The organism is Algoriphagus aestuariicola, from assembly GCF_017254835.1.
Taxonomy (GTDB): domain Bacteria; phylum Bacteroidota; class Bacteroidia; order Cytophagales; family Cyclobacteriaceae; genus Algoriphagus; species Algoriphagus aestuariicola.
Genome location: NZ_JAFKCW010000002.1, coordinates 736,076 through 751,850 on the forward strand (window position 1 = coordinate 736,076; position 15,775 = coordinate 751,850).

Sequence of the window (15,775 nt, forward strand, 5' to 3'; positions counted from 1 at the left end):
AAACCTTATGACCCCCTACGATCTCGCTATACAGCTCATCGACCAAATCAACACGGAAGACCCCACCAAAGAGCCATGGAAAGGAAAGGACTTCCCCAAAGAGCTGCTCTACTCCCACCGGATGAGCAAAAAACTGGTCGACTTTGCGCCTGAGGCCTCTGAGCAACTGAGGATCGCAGCCCGTGCGCAGCATATCGCACGCTGGAAAATCCAACGTTCAGAGTATCCCATGGACCGGGTGGGCTATCTTACCTGGAGGGAGGAGCTCAAAAAAATGCACGCAGACCTTACCGGAAATATCTTGGAAAAAGTGGGGTTTGACGAGGCATTTATATCCCGGGTGAAGTTTCTGATCCGCAAAAAACAACTTAAGACCGATGCCGAGACCCAAACCTTGGAAGACGTGGTCTGTCTGGTATTTTTGGAATATTACCTGGAGGACTTTGTCGCCAAGCACGAATTTGAAAAAATCAAGGACATCCTGAGAAAGACCTGGGGCAAGATGTCAGAAAAAGCCCACAAAGAAGCGCTCAAACTCAATTTCTCCTCCCAAAGCCTCGCCATTATCCGGGAAGCACTTTTCGAAAGTAATGATTGAGAATAACAATACCCTTGACCAGGTCACCTTCAACAGACTTCGGCGCCTCTACATCATCGCCCTCGGCGCGATAGCCATTTCCCTGATCACCAGCCAGATTTTGATCCGACGGTATTTGGCCGACCAGGAGGATGACAGCCGCTTGGTCAACGTGGCGGGTCGGCAGCGTATGCTCAGCCAAAAGCTTGGTAAGGAAGTACTGCTCCTGACAGCGGAAGTCTCCGAGACTGGTCGACGATCCCTGCGCGACTCCCTTCTAGCTACCAAGGCTACTTGGGAAAACGCCCATAGAGGCCTCCAGTTTGGTGATCCAAAACTGGGTATAAACCCCAAAAACAGCCCTGCTATCCAAAAAATGTTTGCCAGGATAGAGCCTGACTTCCAGTCTATGCTGGCCAACACAGACACGCTACTGCGAATGTCACAAGAAGCCGCTCCGGACTCAGCCCAGCTAGCTCGGCTGAGCACCAAGATCCTGGCAAGCGGCGGGGAGTTTCTGTCCAAGATGGAAGCCATCGTCAACCAATACGACTTTGAGGCCAAGGAAAAAGTAAACAAGCTCGAGCAGCTGGAGCTCATCATCACGCTTTTCACCCTGCTCGTCCTCCTCGCTGAGTTTCTCATCATCTTTTGGCCCTCGGCCAGAGCCATGAAGGCCAGCATCCGCGCCCTGATGGAGTCGGAGAAAAAAGCCATAAAAATGGCCCAGAATGCAGACATCCTCAGTCAGGCCAAGGAGAAGTCGGTCCGTGAGCTGCGTGCATTGAGCCAGGCCATGGACCAAATCCTCCTATTTGCGCGAATCTCAACCGACGGCCACATCACGCACATAGGAGACCGCTTTGCAAAGCTACTGAAGTTCCAGAAGTTCAACCAAAACGCGAAGTTTTCGGACATCCTCTCCCCGTTGGAAAACGAGCGGCAGACCATAGACCGCATCATTGCCGAAAACAAAAAAGCGGGCTGGCAGGGAGAGGTCAAAGCTACCGGTCCGGGAGGACAGGATCTCTGGCTTGACTTTTCCATGATCCCTTTTCATTCCGGGGAAAAGTCCGAGCTGATCATCATCTGCATGGATATCACTAAGCGTAAAGAAGCCCAGCTGGAAGTAGAGCAACTGACCAAGGAAAGCTTCGAGGAAAAGATAGAGCAGCAGCATGTCATCAGCCGCCGAATCATAGAAAACCAGGAAAACGAACAAAACCGCATCGCAAAGGACATCCATGACGGCATAGGACAGATGCTTACCGGGCTCAAATATCTCCTGGAAAGCGTGGATCTGAGCGAGGGCGAAAAGGCTCAAGCTAAACTCGACAAGCTCAAAGAACTCACCGCCAACATCATCAAGGGCGTGCGCACGGCCACCTTCAACCTCACGCCTCCCGAGCTAAAGGACTACGGACTGGTACCAGCCCTAACAGAACTTACCCAGGAACTGGCCAAGCTCACCGGCAAGGACATCATCTTGATGAACAAGTCGGATTTCAGTCGACGCCTTGATTCGCTAGTCGAGATCAACCTCTATCGCATCACCCAAGAAGCGATCAACAACGCGATCAAGTATGCCGACTCTTCCTTGATTTTGGTGACCATCTCCCACAGCGAAAAAATCCTCAGTATCACCGTGGACGACAACGGAAAGGGCTTTGACAAAAAGACACTGAAGCCCAAGCCCGACAAAGACGGAGGCATGGGGCTGACCTTCATGCAGGAGCGCATCAAGTACATCAACGGCCGTCTTTTCATTAATTCCGCTCCGGAAAAAGGCACCAAAGTAACACTGAATGTTCCCCTGGTCTAATTTTGGCTCGCAGGATTACGTAAAAATCGCTTACTTTACTAAGTAATAACTTTAGATCCAAATGAACCCTACCCGAATCGTACTGGCGGATGACCACGAGCTCGTCCGTGACGGCATCAAGTCCCTCTTGGAAAACGAAACCGATTTCAAGGTCATCGCGGAAGCCTCGGACGGAAAGGAAGCCCTCAAGGTCATTGCCCAAGAAAAGCCAGACCTCCTGATCGTAGACATACGGATGCCGCAAATGAACGGCTTAGAAGTGGTCAAGCACCTGACTAAAGATTTTTCAGACATCAAAAAACTCGTGCTGTCCATGCACGACTCCGAGGAATACGTGGTCGAGTCAATAGTAGCCGGTGCTGACGGATATCTGCTGAAGGGAAGCAGCAAAGCCGAATTTCTCAAAGCCCTTCACGCTATCGCAGCTGGAGGAAAATATTTTTCCGGTGACATCTCCCAGATCATCATCGACAATTTCGTGAAAGGAAAGTCCAAGCCGAGCCCCAAACCCTTGGCTGAGTCCGAGGAGATCTCCCAGCTCACCAACAGGGAAAAACAAATACTGGAGCTCATCTTGGACGGCAAAGGCAACAACGACGTAGCCGAGTCCCTGAAAATCAGCCGACGCACAGCCGAAGTACATCGGTTTAACCTGATGAAGAAACTGAATGTCAAGAACCTGATCGAGCTCACCCAAAAATCAAAGGAACTCAACCTGATCTAGTAAAAACTAAGTACCACGCAGCAGTAACAAAAGCTCATTTCTGCAAAAAGAGATGAGCTTTTGATTTTTTTACGTAAATAATTTACGTATCACTTGGATTAAATAAGTATTTTTACTTATTTTTATATCAAGCAAAAGTAAGTAATCCAAAGTCACGCTAGACTCATACTTCCCAGATGTGAAAGACTAGCCCCGTCATAGGATTGCACCCTTTGTGCGAGATAACCATTGACTAACAACTACTAATCTCATGAAAAATCAAGTCCAACTCAAAGCGACGCGTTTGAATCTCAGGGATATCAAAAGCGTGCCGATCCGGACCTTCTGGATCACATCCTTCGCGTTTTTCATCTGTTTTTTTGCGTGGTTTGGCATCATCCCCTTCATGCCTGACGTGGTGAGGGATTTGGGCCTGACTGCTGAACAGAAATGGAATTCGGTGGTCTTTGCCGTGGCGGGGACTATTTTCTCCCGATTGCTCATCGGCAAGCTCTGCGACAAGTACGGCCCGAGAATCTGCTACACCTGGCTGCTTGTGCTGGGCTCGATTCCCGTCATTCTGAGCGGGCTCGTTACGACGCCGATGCAATTTTATATCTGTAGATTATTCACCGGATTCATCGGAGCATCCTTTGTCATCACCCAAGTACATACCTCCCTGATGTTTGCCCCCAATGTGGTCGGTACGGCCAATGCCACGTCGGCCGGCTGGGGCAACCTTGGCGGTGGCGCCAACAGGCTAGGAATGCCACTATTGGCAGCATTGGTCATCGCTTTCGGCATCGCAGAATCCGAGGCTTGGAGATATTCCATGGTCATCATCGGAGCCATCTGCTTTCTGACTGGCCTACTCTACTATTTCTTTACCCAAGACACTCCTGCCGGAAACTATGCAGACCTAGTCGCCAGAGGCGAAAGGATTCCAAAAAGCAAAAAGGACAGCGTCGGCTTCCTGGAAGCGGCCAAGGATTACCGAGTGTGGGTACTTTTTGCCGTGTATGCCGCATGTTTCGGCATCGAGCTCACGGTGTACGGCACGATGGATGATTACCTGCAAAACACCTTTGGCCTGAGCCGAATCACCGCGGGCAATCTCGTCCTTTCCTTCGCCTTGATGAACATCTTTGCCCGGACACTGGGGGGCTGGTTTGGCGACCGATACGGCAAAGTAAACGGCCTCAAGGGCCGGGTGTGGTTCCTGGCCGCTATCATTGTGGCGGAAGGCCTGATGTTGGGCTTGTTTTCCACTGCCACGAGCCTGGTGATCGGCATCGCTCTTCTGATTGGATTTAGCCTCACCGTTCAGATGGCCGAGGGTGCCACCTTCTCCGTCGTTCCTTTTATCAACAAAAAAGCGATCGGTTCCATCTCCGGCATCGTGGGAGCTGGCGGCAACTTTGGCGCCTTCATCACCGCCCTTTTCCTAAAATACAAATCAGCGGAAGCTGGTACAGGCATACTGCAGGGAGGGGAATCCCTAAGCGCTGACGCACTCAAGGCAGCGCAAGTCGCCGCGGAAGCCGGGGCAGTCTCTAGCGGCTATCTTCAAATTGGGGTGCTGATCGTTGTCACCGGCATCGCCACGCTCATTATACGCTTCAGTCTCGAAGACGAAAAAATCGCCAAGAAAGAAATGGAGCAGCTAAGCCCTGAATTAATCCGATTGGAGGACTAAATTGCATGAGTGACTTTCCGAAAAGCACTTTCTCCGGCAACTCTTCTCGGGGAAAGTGCCTTTCGCTTTATACTTCTTCAGGCCAACCTCTTACCCGTGAATTCTAAGAAGAAAATAAAAACCACCTGCTCCTACTGTGGTGTGGGCTGCGGCATCCTCGCCGATGTCAATCCCCAAGCCAAAGTCAGCGTGCAGGGCGACCCTGAGCATCCCGTCAATACAGGCATGCTCTGCTCCAAAGGGATGAATCTCCACTACGTGGTCAATGATACCTCCGACCGCATACTTTATCCAGAGATGCGCTGGAGTCGGGCGCATGCGCGGGAAAGAGTCACTTGGGACGAGGCATTGGACCGGGCTGCCGCCGTCTTCAAATCCCTAATCCGGAAATACGGGCCCAACAGCGTCGGATTCTACATCTCTGGCCAGTGCCTCACAGAAGAATACTATATCGCCAATAAATTGGCGAAGGGTTTTCTCGGCACCAACAACATAGACACCAACTCCCGGCTCTGTATGAGTTCGGCGGTGGTTGCCTACAAGAAAACCTTTGGCGAAGATTCCGTTCCCATCTCCTATGCGGACATCGAGCTTGCGGATGTCTTCCTGATCGCGGGTGCCAATCCCGCTTGGAACCACCCCATTCTTTTTCGCAGGCTGGAAAAGCACAAAGAAAAGAATCCCAATGTCAAGGTCATCGTGGTCGACCCTCGCAAGACCGACTCGGCCAGCTTTGGCGATATCCATCTACAGCTCATCCCCGGCACCGACATCATACTCTACAATGCCATCGGCCGCAGGCTGATAGAGACGGGTTATGCGGATGAAAGCTTTGTGAAAAACCACACCGAAAATTTCCAGGCCTACCGCAAGCAGGTGATGGAAACCTCGCTCAAGGATGCCGCGACGCTCTGCGGGATCACCGTAGATGAGATCAAGGAAGTGAGTGAGCTGATCGGCAAGGCCAAGGGCTTCATCAGCATGTGGGCCATGGGACTCAACCAGAGCTCCATCGGCACGGACAAGAACTTTGCGCTGCTGAACCTGTCCTTGGTGACCGGAAAAGTCGGCAAGCCCGGCAACGGTCCCTTTTCGCTGACTGGCCAGCCCAATGCCATGGGCGGACGGGAAGTAGGCGGCATGGCCAATCTTCTTGCTGTCCACAAGGACCTCCAAAATCCACAGCATCGACAGGATGTCGCCGACTTTTGGGGAGTGGATCAGATCTCTCCCAATCCAGGATACACCGCCACGGAGATGTTTGACGCGCTGGCGAGCGGTGAGATGAAGGCCGTATGGGTCATTTGTACCAACCCCATGGTCAGCCTGCCCAACCTTGGCAAGGTGGAAAAAGCCTTCACCAATGCGAAATTTGTCATCGTGCAGGACATCTCCCATCGCTCAGACACGGTCGCCTATGCCGACTTGGTGCTACCCGCAGCGGGTTGGCTGGAAAAGGAAGGCACCATGACCAACTCCGAAAGGCGCATCTCCTACCTTACGAAGGGGATCAATCCTCCTGGAGAAGCCCGACCCGACGTGGAGATCCTTTGCGATTTCGCGAAGAGGATGGGCTTTCGTGGCTTCAACTTTGCAAACGCGGAAGAGATCTACGAAGAATATTGCGCCATGACCAAAGGCACCAACATCGACATATCCTTCCTCAACTACGATCGCCTGAAAAACGAAGGTAGCATACAGTGGCCGGTGCCTGCCTACCGACATCCCGGAACTGACCGGCTCTTTACCGACAAGAAATTCTACACGCCCAGCCAAAAAGCAATCTTCAATATCCCTGCACAGATCGAGAACACGTCTGAAAAAATAAGCGCCCAATATCCATTTGTACTGACGACGGGACGCATCAGGGATCAGTGGCACACTATGACCAAAACCGGGAAGGTCGCCCGCTTGCGCACCCACTACTCCCAACCCGTGTTGGAAATCAGCCAGCTTGACGGCTACATCTACAAGATCAAGGACGGGGACGTAGTCGAGGTGAAAAGCAAAAACGGCATCGTCCGCGTTCGGGCCAAGATCTCCAATTCCGTTCGCAATGGCGTGGTTTTCCTGCCCATGCACTGGGGCAAACAGCTCGAAAACGACCTCAACCGCGCCAACAACCTCACCTTCACAAGAGTCGATCCCCAGTCCAAGGAGCCTGACTTCAAGTACACCACCGTGTCAGTCACCAAGTATCAAAAGCCCAAGGAAAAAATCATCGTCGTGGGGGCGGGAGCGGCTTCGTTTCGGTTTATCCAAAACTACCGCGAGCATAATTCCGGAGACGAAATCCATGTATTCTCCAAAGAACCCCACCCCTTTTACAATCGGGTTTTGCTGCCGGAATACGTCACTGAGGAACTCACCTGGGAGCAGCTGCTCAAGATTAAGGAAGCAGAGCTCTCCAAGCTCAAGATCGCGCTTCACACCAATCTTTCTATAGAAAAAATAGACCCGGAACTCCAGAAAGTCTGGGACAACGACGGTATCGAGCATTCCTATGACAAACTGATCCTTGCCACCGGCAGCCGGGCCTTTGTGCCAAAAGACGCTCAGCTAGATCTTCCCGGCCGTTTTACCATGCGCAGCAGAGGCGATGCGGACAGGTTCAAAGCCTATCTTGACGAAACCCACCTTCCCAACGAGGTTCAACATGTGGTCATTGTGGGAGGAGGCTTGCTTGGCTTGGAGCTTGCGGCAGCATTGCAGCATACCCAGGTGAAGGTCACGATCGTACAGCGGGCATCACGCCTGATGGAGCGGCAGCTTGATTTGATTTCCAGCAAGCTGCTTGCACTGGACGTGCAGGAGCGGGGAATACACATTTATTTTGACAACGAGGTCAGCACCGTGTTTGACGACCCGGACTCCAAAAACCTGAGCATCACCCTGAAGAGCGGAAAAAACATCCAGGCCAACGCCATAGTGTATGCGATAGGCACCCAGCCCAACATCAAGATTGCCCGGGAAAACGGCATCAACTGCAGCCGTGGTGTAAAGGTCAACAAGCACCTACAGACCAACTACGCCAATATTTTCGCCATCGGCGAGATTGCGGAGTTTGAAAACCAGCTCTTTGGCATCACTTCCGCTGCCGAGGAGCAGGCGACGATATTGGCAAACTTCATCGCCGGCGATATCAGCAGCACCTACAGCGGCTCAGTGCTGATGAACATCCTGAAATTCAAAGACCTGGAGCTCTGCAGCATCGGCGACATCATTGTGCCGGAAAACGAAGAAGGCTACGAGGAGATCGTGTTTACGGACATCAGCCGTCGCTATTACAAAAAGTGCATCGTGAAGGATGACCTACTGATCGGTGCCGTGTTGATGGGCGACAAAAGCGAGTTTGCGGAATTCAAAAGCCTGATCGAAAACAAGATCGAGCTGTCCGAAAAGCGCAAATCCCTTCTCATGGGCAACTCGGAGGCACGACCGGTGATCGGAAAGCTGGTCTGCAGCTGCAGCCGCGTGGGCGAAGGAAACATCCTAGAGGCAATCGCGGGAGGCTGCACCGAGTTTTCCGCACTTTGCACGCAGACCGGCGCAGGCTTGGGCTGTGGTAGCTGCAAAACGGAAGTGAGGGAAATCCTCAGTCAGGCGAAGGTGAAAGTGTAATGGGAGTATCCGCAACTTTGACAGTAATCGGATTTGCTTCTTCATTCGGGACGGAAGACCGATGACGGAAGACCGAAGTGTCGGCAAGGCTAAAGTTTAGCGTTCCTTTGGATAGACAAATCAGCTAAAGGCATAAAAGCCGATGGTCAAAAAAGCATAAAAACGAATCGTGAAGAAATGAAACAGACATTTTCCAGAGTAGTAGTCAAAGGCGGGGTGCTTTCTCCGGCAGAGCTCAAGCAAATCCTTGAAATCGCGGAGTCTGCTGGTTTGGATACCATTTCCCTAGGCTCCCGACAGGACATCCTCTTTATCAAAGAGGACGGAGACTTCTTCATCGATCCCCAGGACAAATTTCAGATCATCTCCCCAGAACAGGAAGGAGCGGAAAACATCGTATCCTCGTATGTTTCTTCCGACATATTCCCCAACACCCCCTGGCTTACCAGCGATCGCTACCTTTACGTCTTGGAGCAGTTTCGTGCGCAGTCCGCCTTGAAAATCAACATCACCGACCCCAAACAGCGCCTTGTCCCGCTCTTCACAGGACACCTCAATTTTATCGCATCGGAGCACGAGGACTATTGGTATCTGTTTGTGCGACTGCCCGACTGGGAAAGCAACCAAATGTTTCCCGCTCTGATATACAGCTGGGACCTGGCAAAAGTCTCGGTGGCCATCGAAGACATCTTGCAGGAGGAGCCGGAGACGGTCGACTTCCTTTTTGACCTGGTCAATGACATTGCCGATCTCAACAACCGCACCGTGGACAAGCCCCTGGAGGTGCCGTTCTATCCATTTCCATACTACGAAGGGATCAACCGCGTCGGCTCGGACAGCTATTGGATGGGCCTGTATTGGAGAAACAACAAGTACTACATCGACTTTCTCAAAGCGCTATGCGACCTATGCTCCGACTGTCGGATTGGAAAAATTTCCATCACCCCTTGGAAATCCCTCATCATCAAAGGAATCCAAGAACCCTACAAGCTGGAATGGGAAAAGCTCTTGGGCAAATATGGAATCAATGTCCGCCACTCCATGCTGGAACTCAACTGGCACCTTCCCGTGGCCAACAAGTCCGCCCTCAAGCTGAAAAAATACCTGGTCTCCTACTTTGACAAGCATGACATCAGCACCTACGGACTCACTTTTGCGATCACTGACTACACGAAGAAAGCGTACTATTTCACTTCCGTGATCATCGAGAAAAACGAACCGCCGATACAATTGGAAGGCCTGAAGATCCGTAGCACCTACAACCTGCTGCACGCCAAAAACTTCGATCCAAATACACAGGAATACCTCGTGTACGTGCAGGAAGTGGACAAATCCGACTTGCCGGAGCTACTCATCGAACTGAGCAAGATCTATTTTGAGCAGCTGGGACAGGAAAAATCCCTTCCCGAAAAAGCAGCAAAACCCAAGGAGCAGCTTAGCCGAGAGGTATATCAATGTCGAGACTGCCTCACTGTCTACGACAGTAGCTACGGAGATCTCAGCCAAGGAATCGCTGAAGACACGCCTTTCGAACGCCTGCCCCCCAGCTACCATTGTCCCCTATGCGAAGCACCGAAGACCAATTTTGCCAAGAAGACCTTTGTAACGCAGACGGAATAAAAAGCCTCCATCCAATCCCCGACACAAGTTCACCCCAAACCCTAACCGGTTCACCAACAAGGGTAAAAGTTCACTTCCGAACCTAACTGGTTTGCCTCTGAGGGTAAAAAGTTATGCCCGACTTTGAACCGGTTTGCTGATTCATCGAACCTTTCTGGGTCGGTTTTGCGATCCAAATCATGTCCGGTTTGATTCGGTTTATTTTTCGATCCAACCTGCCCCGAAGGGTGTCCATCTTGCGGGTAAGACTCTTTGCACCATTCACCAAAGGTTCAACCCCCTTGGGGATTTGATACCTTGGGGATCTTCTGGCATCTCCAGTTGCACTCGAGGCTATTGAAAGGTTTGACCATTCCGAGGTCCTTTCCTAAGATACGCGGCATCTGCACTTCGGAATTTGCAATTCCGAAGCAGTAATCCAGGATTTGCAATCCGAAAAACATGTTCACGAAAACTGAAATCTCTCCCATCACCGCAAGGCAAAACCAGCCCTGATTTTTATCTCAGAACCATTCTTTTCCGATTTCAATTCAAGAAGATTACTTCAGGGCCGTGGCCTGCCAAAGAACCCTGAAGCAGGTGACGCCCTTCAGAATGACGAATTTCATAAGCATGAAAATACTTATTTATTTACGTATTTATTTTGCAAATAATAAGTATTTATACTTATCTTCATAGCAACCTATTCTACCTGTTATGAAAAAGATTCTTTACGCTATTGGTCTATGTGCGTTGCTTTCCCTGCAAGCTAAAGCCCAGACCGTCTCCATGGACGCCGACATCCGGCCCCGCTTTGAATACCGTCATGGCTATGGAGCTTTGCTCCCCGAAGGTGCAGATCCGGCAGCCTTTGTCACTCAGCGCTCCCGCCTCAATGTAGATTACTTCGACTCCAAGCTCAAGTTCCACCTGAGTGTACAAGACGTGAGTACTTGGGGCGACACGCGCCAACTGGCCATTAACGATGAAAACAACTCCTTTTCGCTGTTCCAAGCCTGGCTGGGCTACGCTTTCAGCGAAAATTGGTCTATGAAGCTGGGCCGACAGACGCTCTCCTACGACGACCAGCGTATGCTGGGCGAGGTGGACTGGACTATGCAGGGAAGATTTCACGATGCGGCGATGGTCACTTACGCCAGAAGCGGCTTCAAAACCGATTTAGCCTTTGCCTTCAACCAGGAAAGCCAGAAAAACGAGGGTTCTGCCTATGGAATCAATGGCATGTATTCCTACAAGGTCATGCAAATGTTACACGCGAAAAAGACTTGGGAAAAAGCCTCACTCAGCTTTATGTTTATGAATAATGGCTTCCAGAAATTCACGGAAGAAGCGGCTCCGCAGCCCGATGGTGTTTACTACCGGCAAACGACCGGAGCGTATTTTTCTTTCCCGCTCTCTTCCCTCACACTGACGGGATCGGCGTATCTGCAGACTGGCAAATCGGCTCCAAGTACCGCTCTAAATGCCTACCAGTACATGTTGGAAGCAAGGTACAAGCTGGGCAAAGTAGCGCTGATGGCAGGATTTGAGTCGCTCAGCGGTTCAGATCAAGTGTCCGAATCCAAGGAAAAATCCTTCTTCCCGCTCTACGGCACCAACCACAAGTTTAACGGCTATATGGATCTGTTCTATGTGGGAAACCACGCGAACAACGTCGGATTAAACGACGGATATTTCACAGCTTTGGTGCCGACGGGAAAAAGCTCCAACCTTTCCGCTCAAATGCACTTTTTCTCCTCAAACGCCGAACTCCGGGATGGACAGAGCAAGTACTTGGGATCTGAACTCGACCTGGTATTTTCCAAAACCATCGCAAAAAACATCAAGCTCAACGCCGGCTATTCACAGTTTTTTGACACGGAAAGCATGGCCGCTGTCAAAGGCGGGGTCCAAGCCGCCAAAACCCAAAACTGGGGATGGGTGCAACTCATCGTAACTCCTACGCTGTTTAAGCACAGCTGGAAGGACGAGTAACAGCGCGTGGTGGGGAGGACCGAGTATAAGCGGCGGTGTTAATCGGACTTGGAGTAATTGTAGCCAAGCAAACTAGGGAGTCGTCAGAATATTTCCCGAATCCCGACTTTCACTTCAAGGCATGCAATAAATCTGGGAAGACCGCATCCATGGACTCCTCAGCCCCGCGGGTGGAGCCAGGAATGGCCAACACCAGGCAGTTTCCGATCATGCCGGCAAGGCTTCTGGAAAACATCGCATAAGGTGTGCGGACTTGACCGTAGCTCCGCATTGCCTCGGCTATCCCCGGAATTCTTCTATCCAAGATCGGCAGCAAGGCTTCAGTAGTCAGATCGGTCTTGGACAGTCCCGTGCCGCCGCTAAACACAAGCAGCTGGTTTTCCTTAGCGAGCGATTTTGCATGTTCCCTGATCAGCTCCAAGTCGTCAGGAATTATGTTGTAGGAAGTAATATCCGCGTTCAGGCTTTTGAGTTTTTCGAGGATGGCCTGGCCTGCCGTATCGGATTTAATGCCTTTCACCACCGCATTGGAACAGAGGACAAGTGCGGCGTCAAAGCGCTTGGAGTACTTACTGTGGTTATACTTGTCGGATTTTTCCACCATAGCCAGCCTGACGATGCTGACTTCCTTGTCGATAGGCTTCAGCATATCATACACTGTAAGCGCCGTGATGGACGCACCGTGCATAGCGTTCACTTCCAAACTGGATTTGCCTACCGAGCTGATCTGGATGGAAATATGGATTTCAAAATCAGTGATCTGATAGTCCACCGCAGCAAATTCTATCGCAGAGGGATATATATGGGGTAGAATCAGGTGGGTATTTTTGACCGCAAAAAGCCCCGCAACCCTGGCCATCTCTAGCACATCTCCTTTGGGAACACGCTTTTCAAGGATGGCTTGTACAGTGTTGCGCTTGCTCACGCTCAGCACTGCCTCGGCCTCTACTTCCTGCAGTCGAGTACTTTTTGAGGTGATGCCTTCCATTTACACTTTGCCGCGATTTTTCCCAATTAAGCAAGCTACTGGCATAAACGCGGATAATCAAAAAGGAAAAGCCCCCAGATTTTGTAAAACGAACTCATCTTCGAAAATATAGTCTTCGCCCACCTTGGCCTCCACGGTAGCCAAGTTGACTACCTCGCCGATCACCAGCACAGCTGGGCCCTTAATGGAGGCTGTTTTGGCACGCCTCAGGATGTTGCCGATCGTGCCGACGACTTCCCGCTGATCTACCCGCGTACCATTTTGGATGATGGCGATTGGGGTCTTGCTTTTACCCATTTTCTTGTAAATCCGGGTGATTTCCTCAAGTTTGGAAAGCCCCATGAGGATCACCACCGTTGCGGTGGATTGCGCTGCCAAGGCCACGTCTTCGGAAAGTTGATGCGAGCTGGTGGTGCCTGTAATTACCCAAAAGCTCTCCGATGCACCTCGGTAGGTAACTGGTATACCAATCGAAGCGGGAACGGCAATGCAGGAGGATATGCCTGGAATCACCGTACACGTCACACCATGCCGGGCAGCAAACTCCAGCTCCTCCTTTCCCCGTCCAAATACGAATGGATCGCCACCCTTCAGTCTCACCACCGAGCCAAACTCATGGGCATAGGTCACGATGAGCTTATTGATTTCGTCTTGCGTAAAAGAGTGCGCTCCTTTTCTCTTTCCGACAGAGACTATTACGGCATTTTCCGCCAGGTCCAGAATATCCTCGTTAACCAAGGCATCGTAGAGCACCACTTCCGCTTGCTGAAGGGCCTTCACGGCTTTGAGCGTAAGCAATTCCGGATCGCCTGGACCAGCTCCGATAAGCGTCAAGCGGGGAGTTTGGGGTGCGGTTTTCATGTCAGTATAGGTTTGATAGGGTGATGAGTTCTGATTTGGTATTGATGTTTTGCAGGTTAGAGACGCTTTCGGGGTGGATTACAATACGATTGTGAGGCAGACTCTCCACGAGTCGGCGGAGTTTCAGTTCGTCTTTTTCTATCGCTTCCCCGAAAGCTGGCAAGCAACTTTTGGGATAGACCCCGATGAGGGGATAGTCGTTTTTGCCGTCGGAGAGGAAGGTGATCTTACCGGGATGTTTTTGGGCTTCTACGATCAAAAACTCCAAGGTATCGGAGTCTATCTTCGGAATATCGCAGCTCAGGATCAGGGCCTGGGTAGTTTGACAATGATTGAGTGCGGTGTATATGCCGCCCACGGGTCCCTTGTCCACAATTCTATCGGCAATCATCTCCACCCCAAAATCCGCGTAGGCCAAATTTCCCGTCACCAAAACAGGATCTCCCTGTAAAACAAAAACAGCCTCCAGGATCCATTGCACAAAGGGCTTTCCCTGAAATGCAACCAATCCCTTCTCCTCTCCCATACGGGAGCTTTTGCCTCCGCAAAGGATATAGGCAGCTCGCGTCGGGTTCAAGTTTTCCACCGCTTTACTAAATTTAAGCACTGTTCAAACGTAGGAACTGCACTTTGTCTCCAAATCCCAATCCCGGGACAGACTCGTCAATAAAAACCAAAGCATTGGCTCTCGCAAAACCGCTAAGCGTATTGCAGGATTGCTTTTCTAGAATCGTCACCATTCCGTTTTTCTCTTGTGCACAGAGAAACCTGCTTTTCCCGCAGGCATTTTCCACCTCCCCAAAGAGTATCCCTTTCTCAAGGTTCAGGTTAAGTTCGGCACCAGAAGCGATTTTGTGAAGCAAAGGCAATACGTAGACTTGCAGGCAAGTCGCCATTGCGGCAGGGTTGCCCGGAAGGGCAAAGACTAGGGTTTTGCCCTTTTTTCCAAACCAAATCGGTCGGGCGGGCTTTTGGTTGACCTGATAGAAAACCTCCTCCACGCCACTTTCCTGCAACGCAGCCTTCACGAAATCATAGTCCCCAACCGAAATCCCACCGGATATCAGGAGCACGTCGGCACCCAGCGACTGGGAGACGGCTTCTATCGTAGCCGATCGCTCGTCAGGGACATGATGTAATGCTTCCACCTGAAAGCCCTGCTCGGCGAGCACCGCCTCCATCGCAGTCCCATTGCACTCGTAAACGCCACCGGGATGCAGAGGCAAGCCAGCCGCCTGCAGTTCGCTCCCGGTGACGATTACTGTAATTTTGGGTTTACTGATGACTAAAACTTCCTCCAATCCAAAACTGGCCAAAAAGCCCAGTAGAGTGGCATTTACCTTTGAGCCCTTTTTTGCGACCAAGTCTCCTTTCATGACCTGTTCTCCTATTGAGCGGATATTGCCAAAAGGTCTTGGCATGCGTTTCAGGTGGATTTTGGATCCATCCATGCGCGTATTTTCCTGCACGACTACCGTGTCCGCCATGTCAGGCACCCTGGCACCGGTAAGAATACGGACAGCCGCGTTTTCCCCAAGATCAAAATTCCAGAAGTCCCCCGCCTTGCTTTCACCCACTACTTCATAAGATTGGGCTGAACCCATTTGGATGGCGTAGCCGTCCATGGCAGACTGGCGAAAGGAAGGAAGGGAAATAGGCGCAAGTATATCCTCAGCAAGGTAATGTCCCAGAGACTGCTTCAGGGGGAGTTTGACCGCTTGAAGATTTTGGGCATGCTGAGCGATAAGGGAAAAGGCTGAACTTACTGATACCATCATCTTTCTTGAATTGTATCGAAATGTAGACAAAAATTACGTATATATACTTACTTTATACGTATTTTTTTAGAGAAATTGCACAAAATTTCAATTCGCTTGCTTGGGGATTTTCAAAAAATGAAAAAAAGCAGCTTT

General features: G+C 50.9%; 11 protein-coding genes. 7 read left to right on the top strand and 4 right to left on the bottom strand.

Going from position 1 to position 15,775, the window contains the following annotated elements:
* Window positions 1-7: 7 nt before the first annotated feature.
* From J0A67_RS10310 to J0A67_RS10340, 7 genes are all read left to right on the top strand, one after another.
* Window positions 8-598 carry a DUF4202 domain-containing protein gene (locus J0A67_RS10310; protein WP_206569226.1) on the top strand — a complete coding sequence of 197 codons (591 nt, stop codon included), beginning with the start codon at window positions 8-10 and terminating at the stop codon, window positions 596-598.
* A complete protein-coding gene (locus J0A67_RS10315) occupies window positions 591-2,399 on the top strand; it encodes a sensor histidine kinase (protein WP_206569227.1) in 1,809 nt (602 codons plus the stop codon). Before J0A67_RS10310 ends, J0A67_RS10315 begins: the two co-directional genes overlap by 8 nt.
* Before the next feature lie 61 nt (window positions 2,400-2,460).
* Window positions 2,461-3,123, top strand: coding sequence for a response regulator (locus J0A67_RS10320; RefSeq protein WP_206569228.1), 663 nt, complete (start codon window positions 2,461-2,463; stop codon window positions 3,121-3,123).
* A 250-nt stretch (window positions 3,124-3,373) separates the two neighbouring features.
* Window positions 3,374-4,798: an MFS transporter gene (locus tag J0A67_RS10325; protein WP_206569229.1), complete on the top strand. Its 1,425-nt coding sequence runs from the start codon at window positions 3,374-3,376 to the stop codon at window positions 4,796-4,798.
* Window positions 4,799-4,894: 96 nt separating this feature from the next.
* Window positions 4,895-8,419 carry a molybdopterin-dependent oxidoreductase gene (locus J0A67_RS10330; RefSeq protein ID WP_206569230.1) on the top strand — a complete coding sequence of 1,175 codons (3,525 nt, stop codon included), beginning with the start codon at window positions 4,895-4,897 and terminating at the stop codon, window positions 8,417-8,419.
* A 177-nt stretch (window positions 8,420-8,596) separates the two neighbouring features.
* Complete coding sequence (locus J0A67_RS10335) at window positions 8,597-10,039, top strand: rubredoxin (RefSeq protein WP_206569231.1); 1,443 nt, start codon at window positions 8,597-8,599, stop codon at window positions 10,037-10,039.
* Between the two features lie 696 nt (window positions 10,040-10,735).
* Window positions 10,736-12,013, top strand: coding sequence for an alginate export family protein (locus J0A67_RS10340; protein WP_206569232.1), 1,278 nt, complete (start codon window positions 10,736-10,738; stop codon window positions 12,011-12,013).
* A gap of 109 nt (window positions 12,014-12,122) precedes the next feature.
* Here J0A67_RS10340 and moaCB read toward each other — a convergent pair whose 3' ends face one another.
* The 4 genes from moaCB to J0A67_RS10360 are packed head-to-tail and all read right to left on the bottom strand — an operon-like array spanning window position 12,123 to window position 15,640.
* Complete coding sequence (moaCB, locus tag J0A67_RS10345; protein ID WP_206569233.1) at window positions 12,123-13,001, bottom strand: bifunctional molybdenum cofactor biosynthesis protein MoaC/MoaB; 879 nt, start codon at window positions 12,999-13,001, stop codon at window positions 12,123-12,125.
* A gap of 57 nt (window positions 13,002-13,058) precedes the next feature.
* Window positions 13,059-13,862, bottom strand: coding sequence for a uroporphyrinogen-III C-methyltransferase (gene cobA / locus J0A67_RS10350; protein WP_206569234.1), 804 nt, complete (start codon window positions 13,860-13,862; stop codon window positions 13,059-13,061).
* A gap of 1 nt (window position 13,863) precedes the next feature.
* Window positions 13,864-14,448: a molybdenum cofactor guanylyltransferase gene (locus tag J0A67_RS10355; RefSeq protein ID WP_206569235.1), complete on the bottom strand. Its 585-nt coding sequence runs from the start codon at window positions 14,446-14,448 to the stop codon at window positions 13,864-13,866.
* A gap of 13 nt (window positions 14,449-14,461) precedes the next feature.
* Window positions 14,462-15,640 (bottom strand): molybdopterin molybdotransferase MoeA, encoded by a 1,179-nt coding sequence (locus tag J0A67_RS10360; RefSeq protein WP_206569236.1) that lies wholly within the window; start codon window positions 15,638-15,640, stop codon window positions 14,462-14,464.
* Between the last annotated feature and the right edge of the window lie 135 nt (window positions 15,641-15,775).

Bases quoted from the DNA above. Each gene is read 5' to 3' on its own strand.
- J0A67_RS10360 (WP_206569236.1), bottom strand. From the start codon at position 15,640: ATGATGGTATCAGTAAGTTCAGCCTTTTCCCTTATCGCTCAGCATGCC.
- J0A67_RS10310 (WP_206569226.1), top strand. From the start codon at position 8: ATGACCCCCTACGATCTCGCTATACAGCTCATCGACCAAATCAACACG.
- cobA (WP_206569234.1), bottom strand. From the start codon at position 13,862: ATGAAAACCGCACCCCAAACTCCCCGCTTGACGCTTATCGGAGCTGGT.
- J0A67_RS10320 (WP_206569228.1), top strand. From the start codon at position 2,461: ATGAACCCTACCCGAATCGTACTGGCGGATGACCACGAGCTCGTCCGT.
- J0A67_RS10340 (WP_206569232.1), top strand. From the start codon at position 10,736: ATGAAAAAGATTCTTTACGCTATTGGTCTATGTGCGTTGCTTTCCCTG.
- moaCB (WP_206569233.1), bottom strand. From the start codon at position 13,001: ATGGAAGGCATCACCTCAAAAAGTACTCGACTGCAGGAAGTAGAGGCC.
- J0A67_RS10335 (WP_206569231.1), top strand. From the start codon at position 8,597: ATGAAACAGACATTTTCCAGAGTAGTAGTCAAAGGCGGGGTGCTTTCT.
- J0A67_RS10315 (WP_206569227.1), top strand. From the start codon at position 591: ATGATTGAGAATAACAATACCCTTGACCAGGTCACCTTCAACAGACTT.
- J0A67_RS10325 (WP_206569229.1), top strand. From the start codon at position 3,374: ATGAAAAATCAAGTCCAACTCAAAGCGACGCGTTTGAATCTCAGGGAT.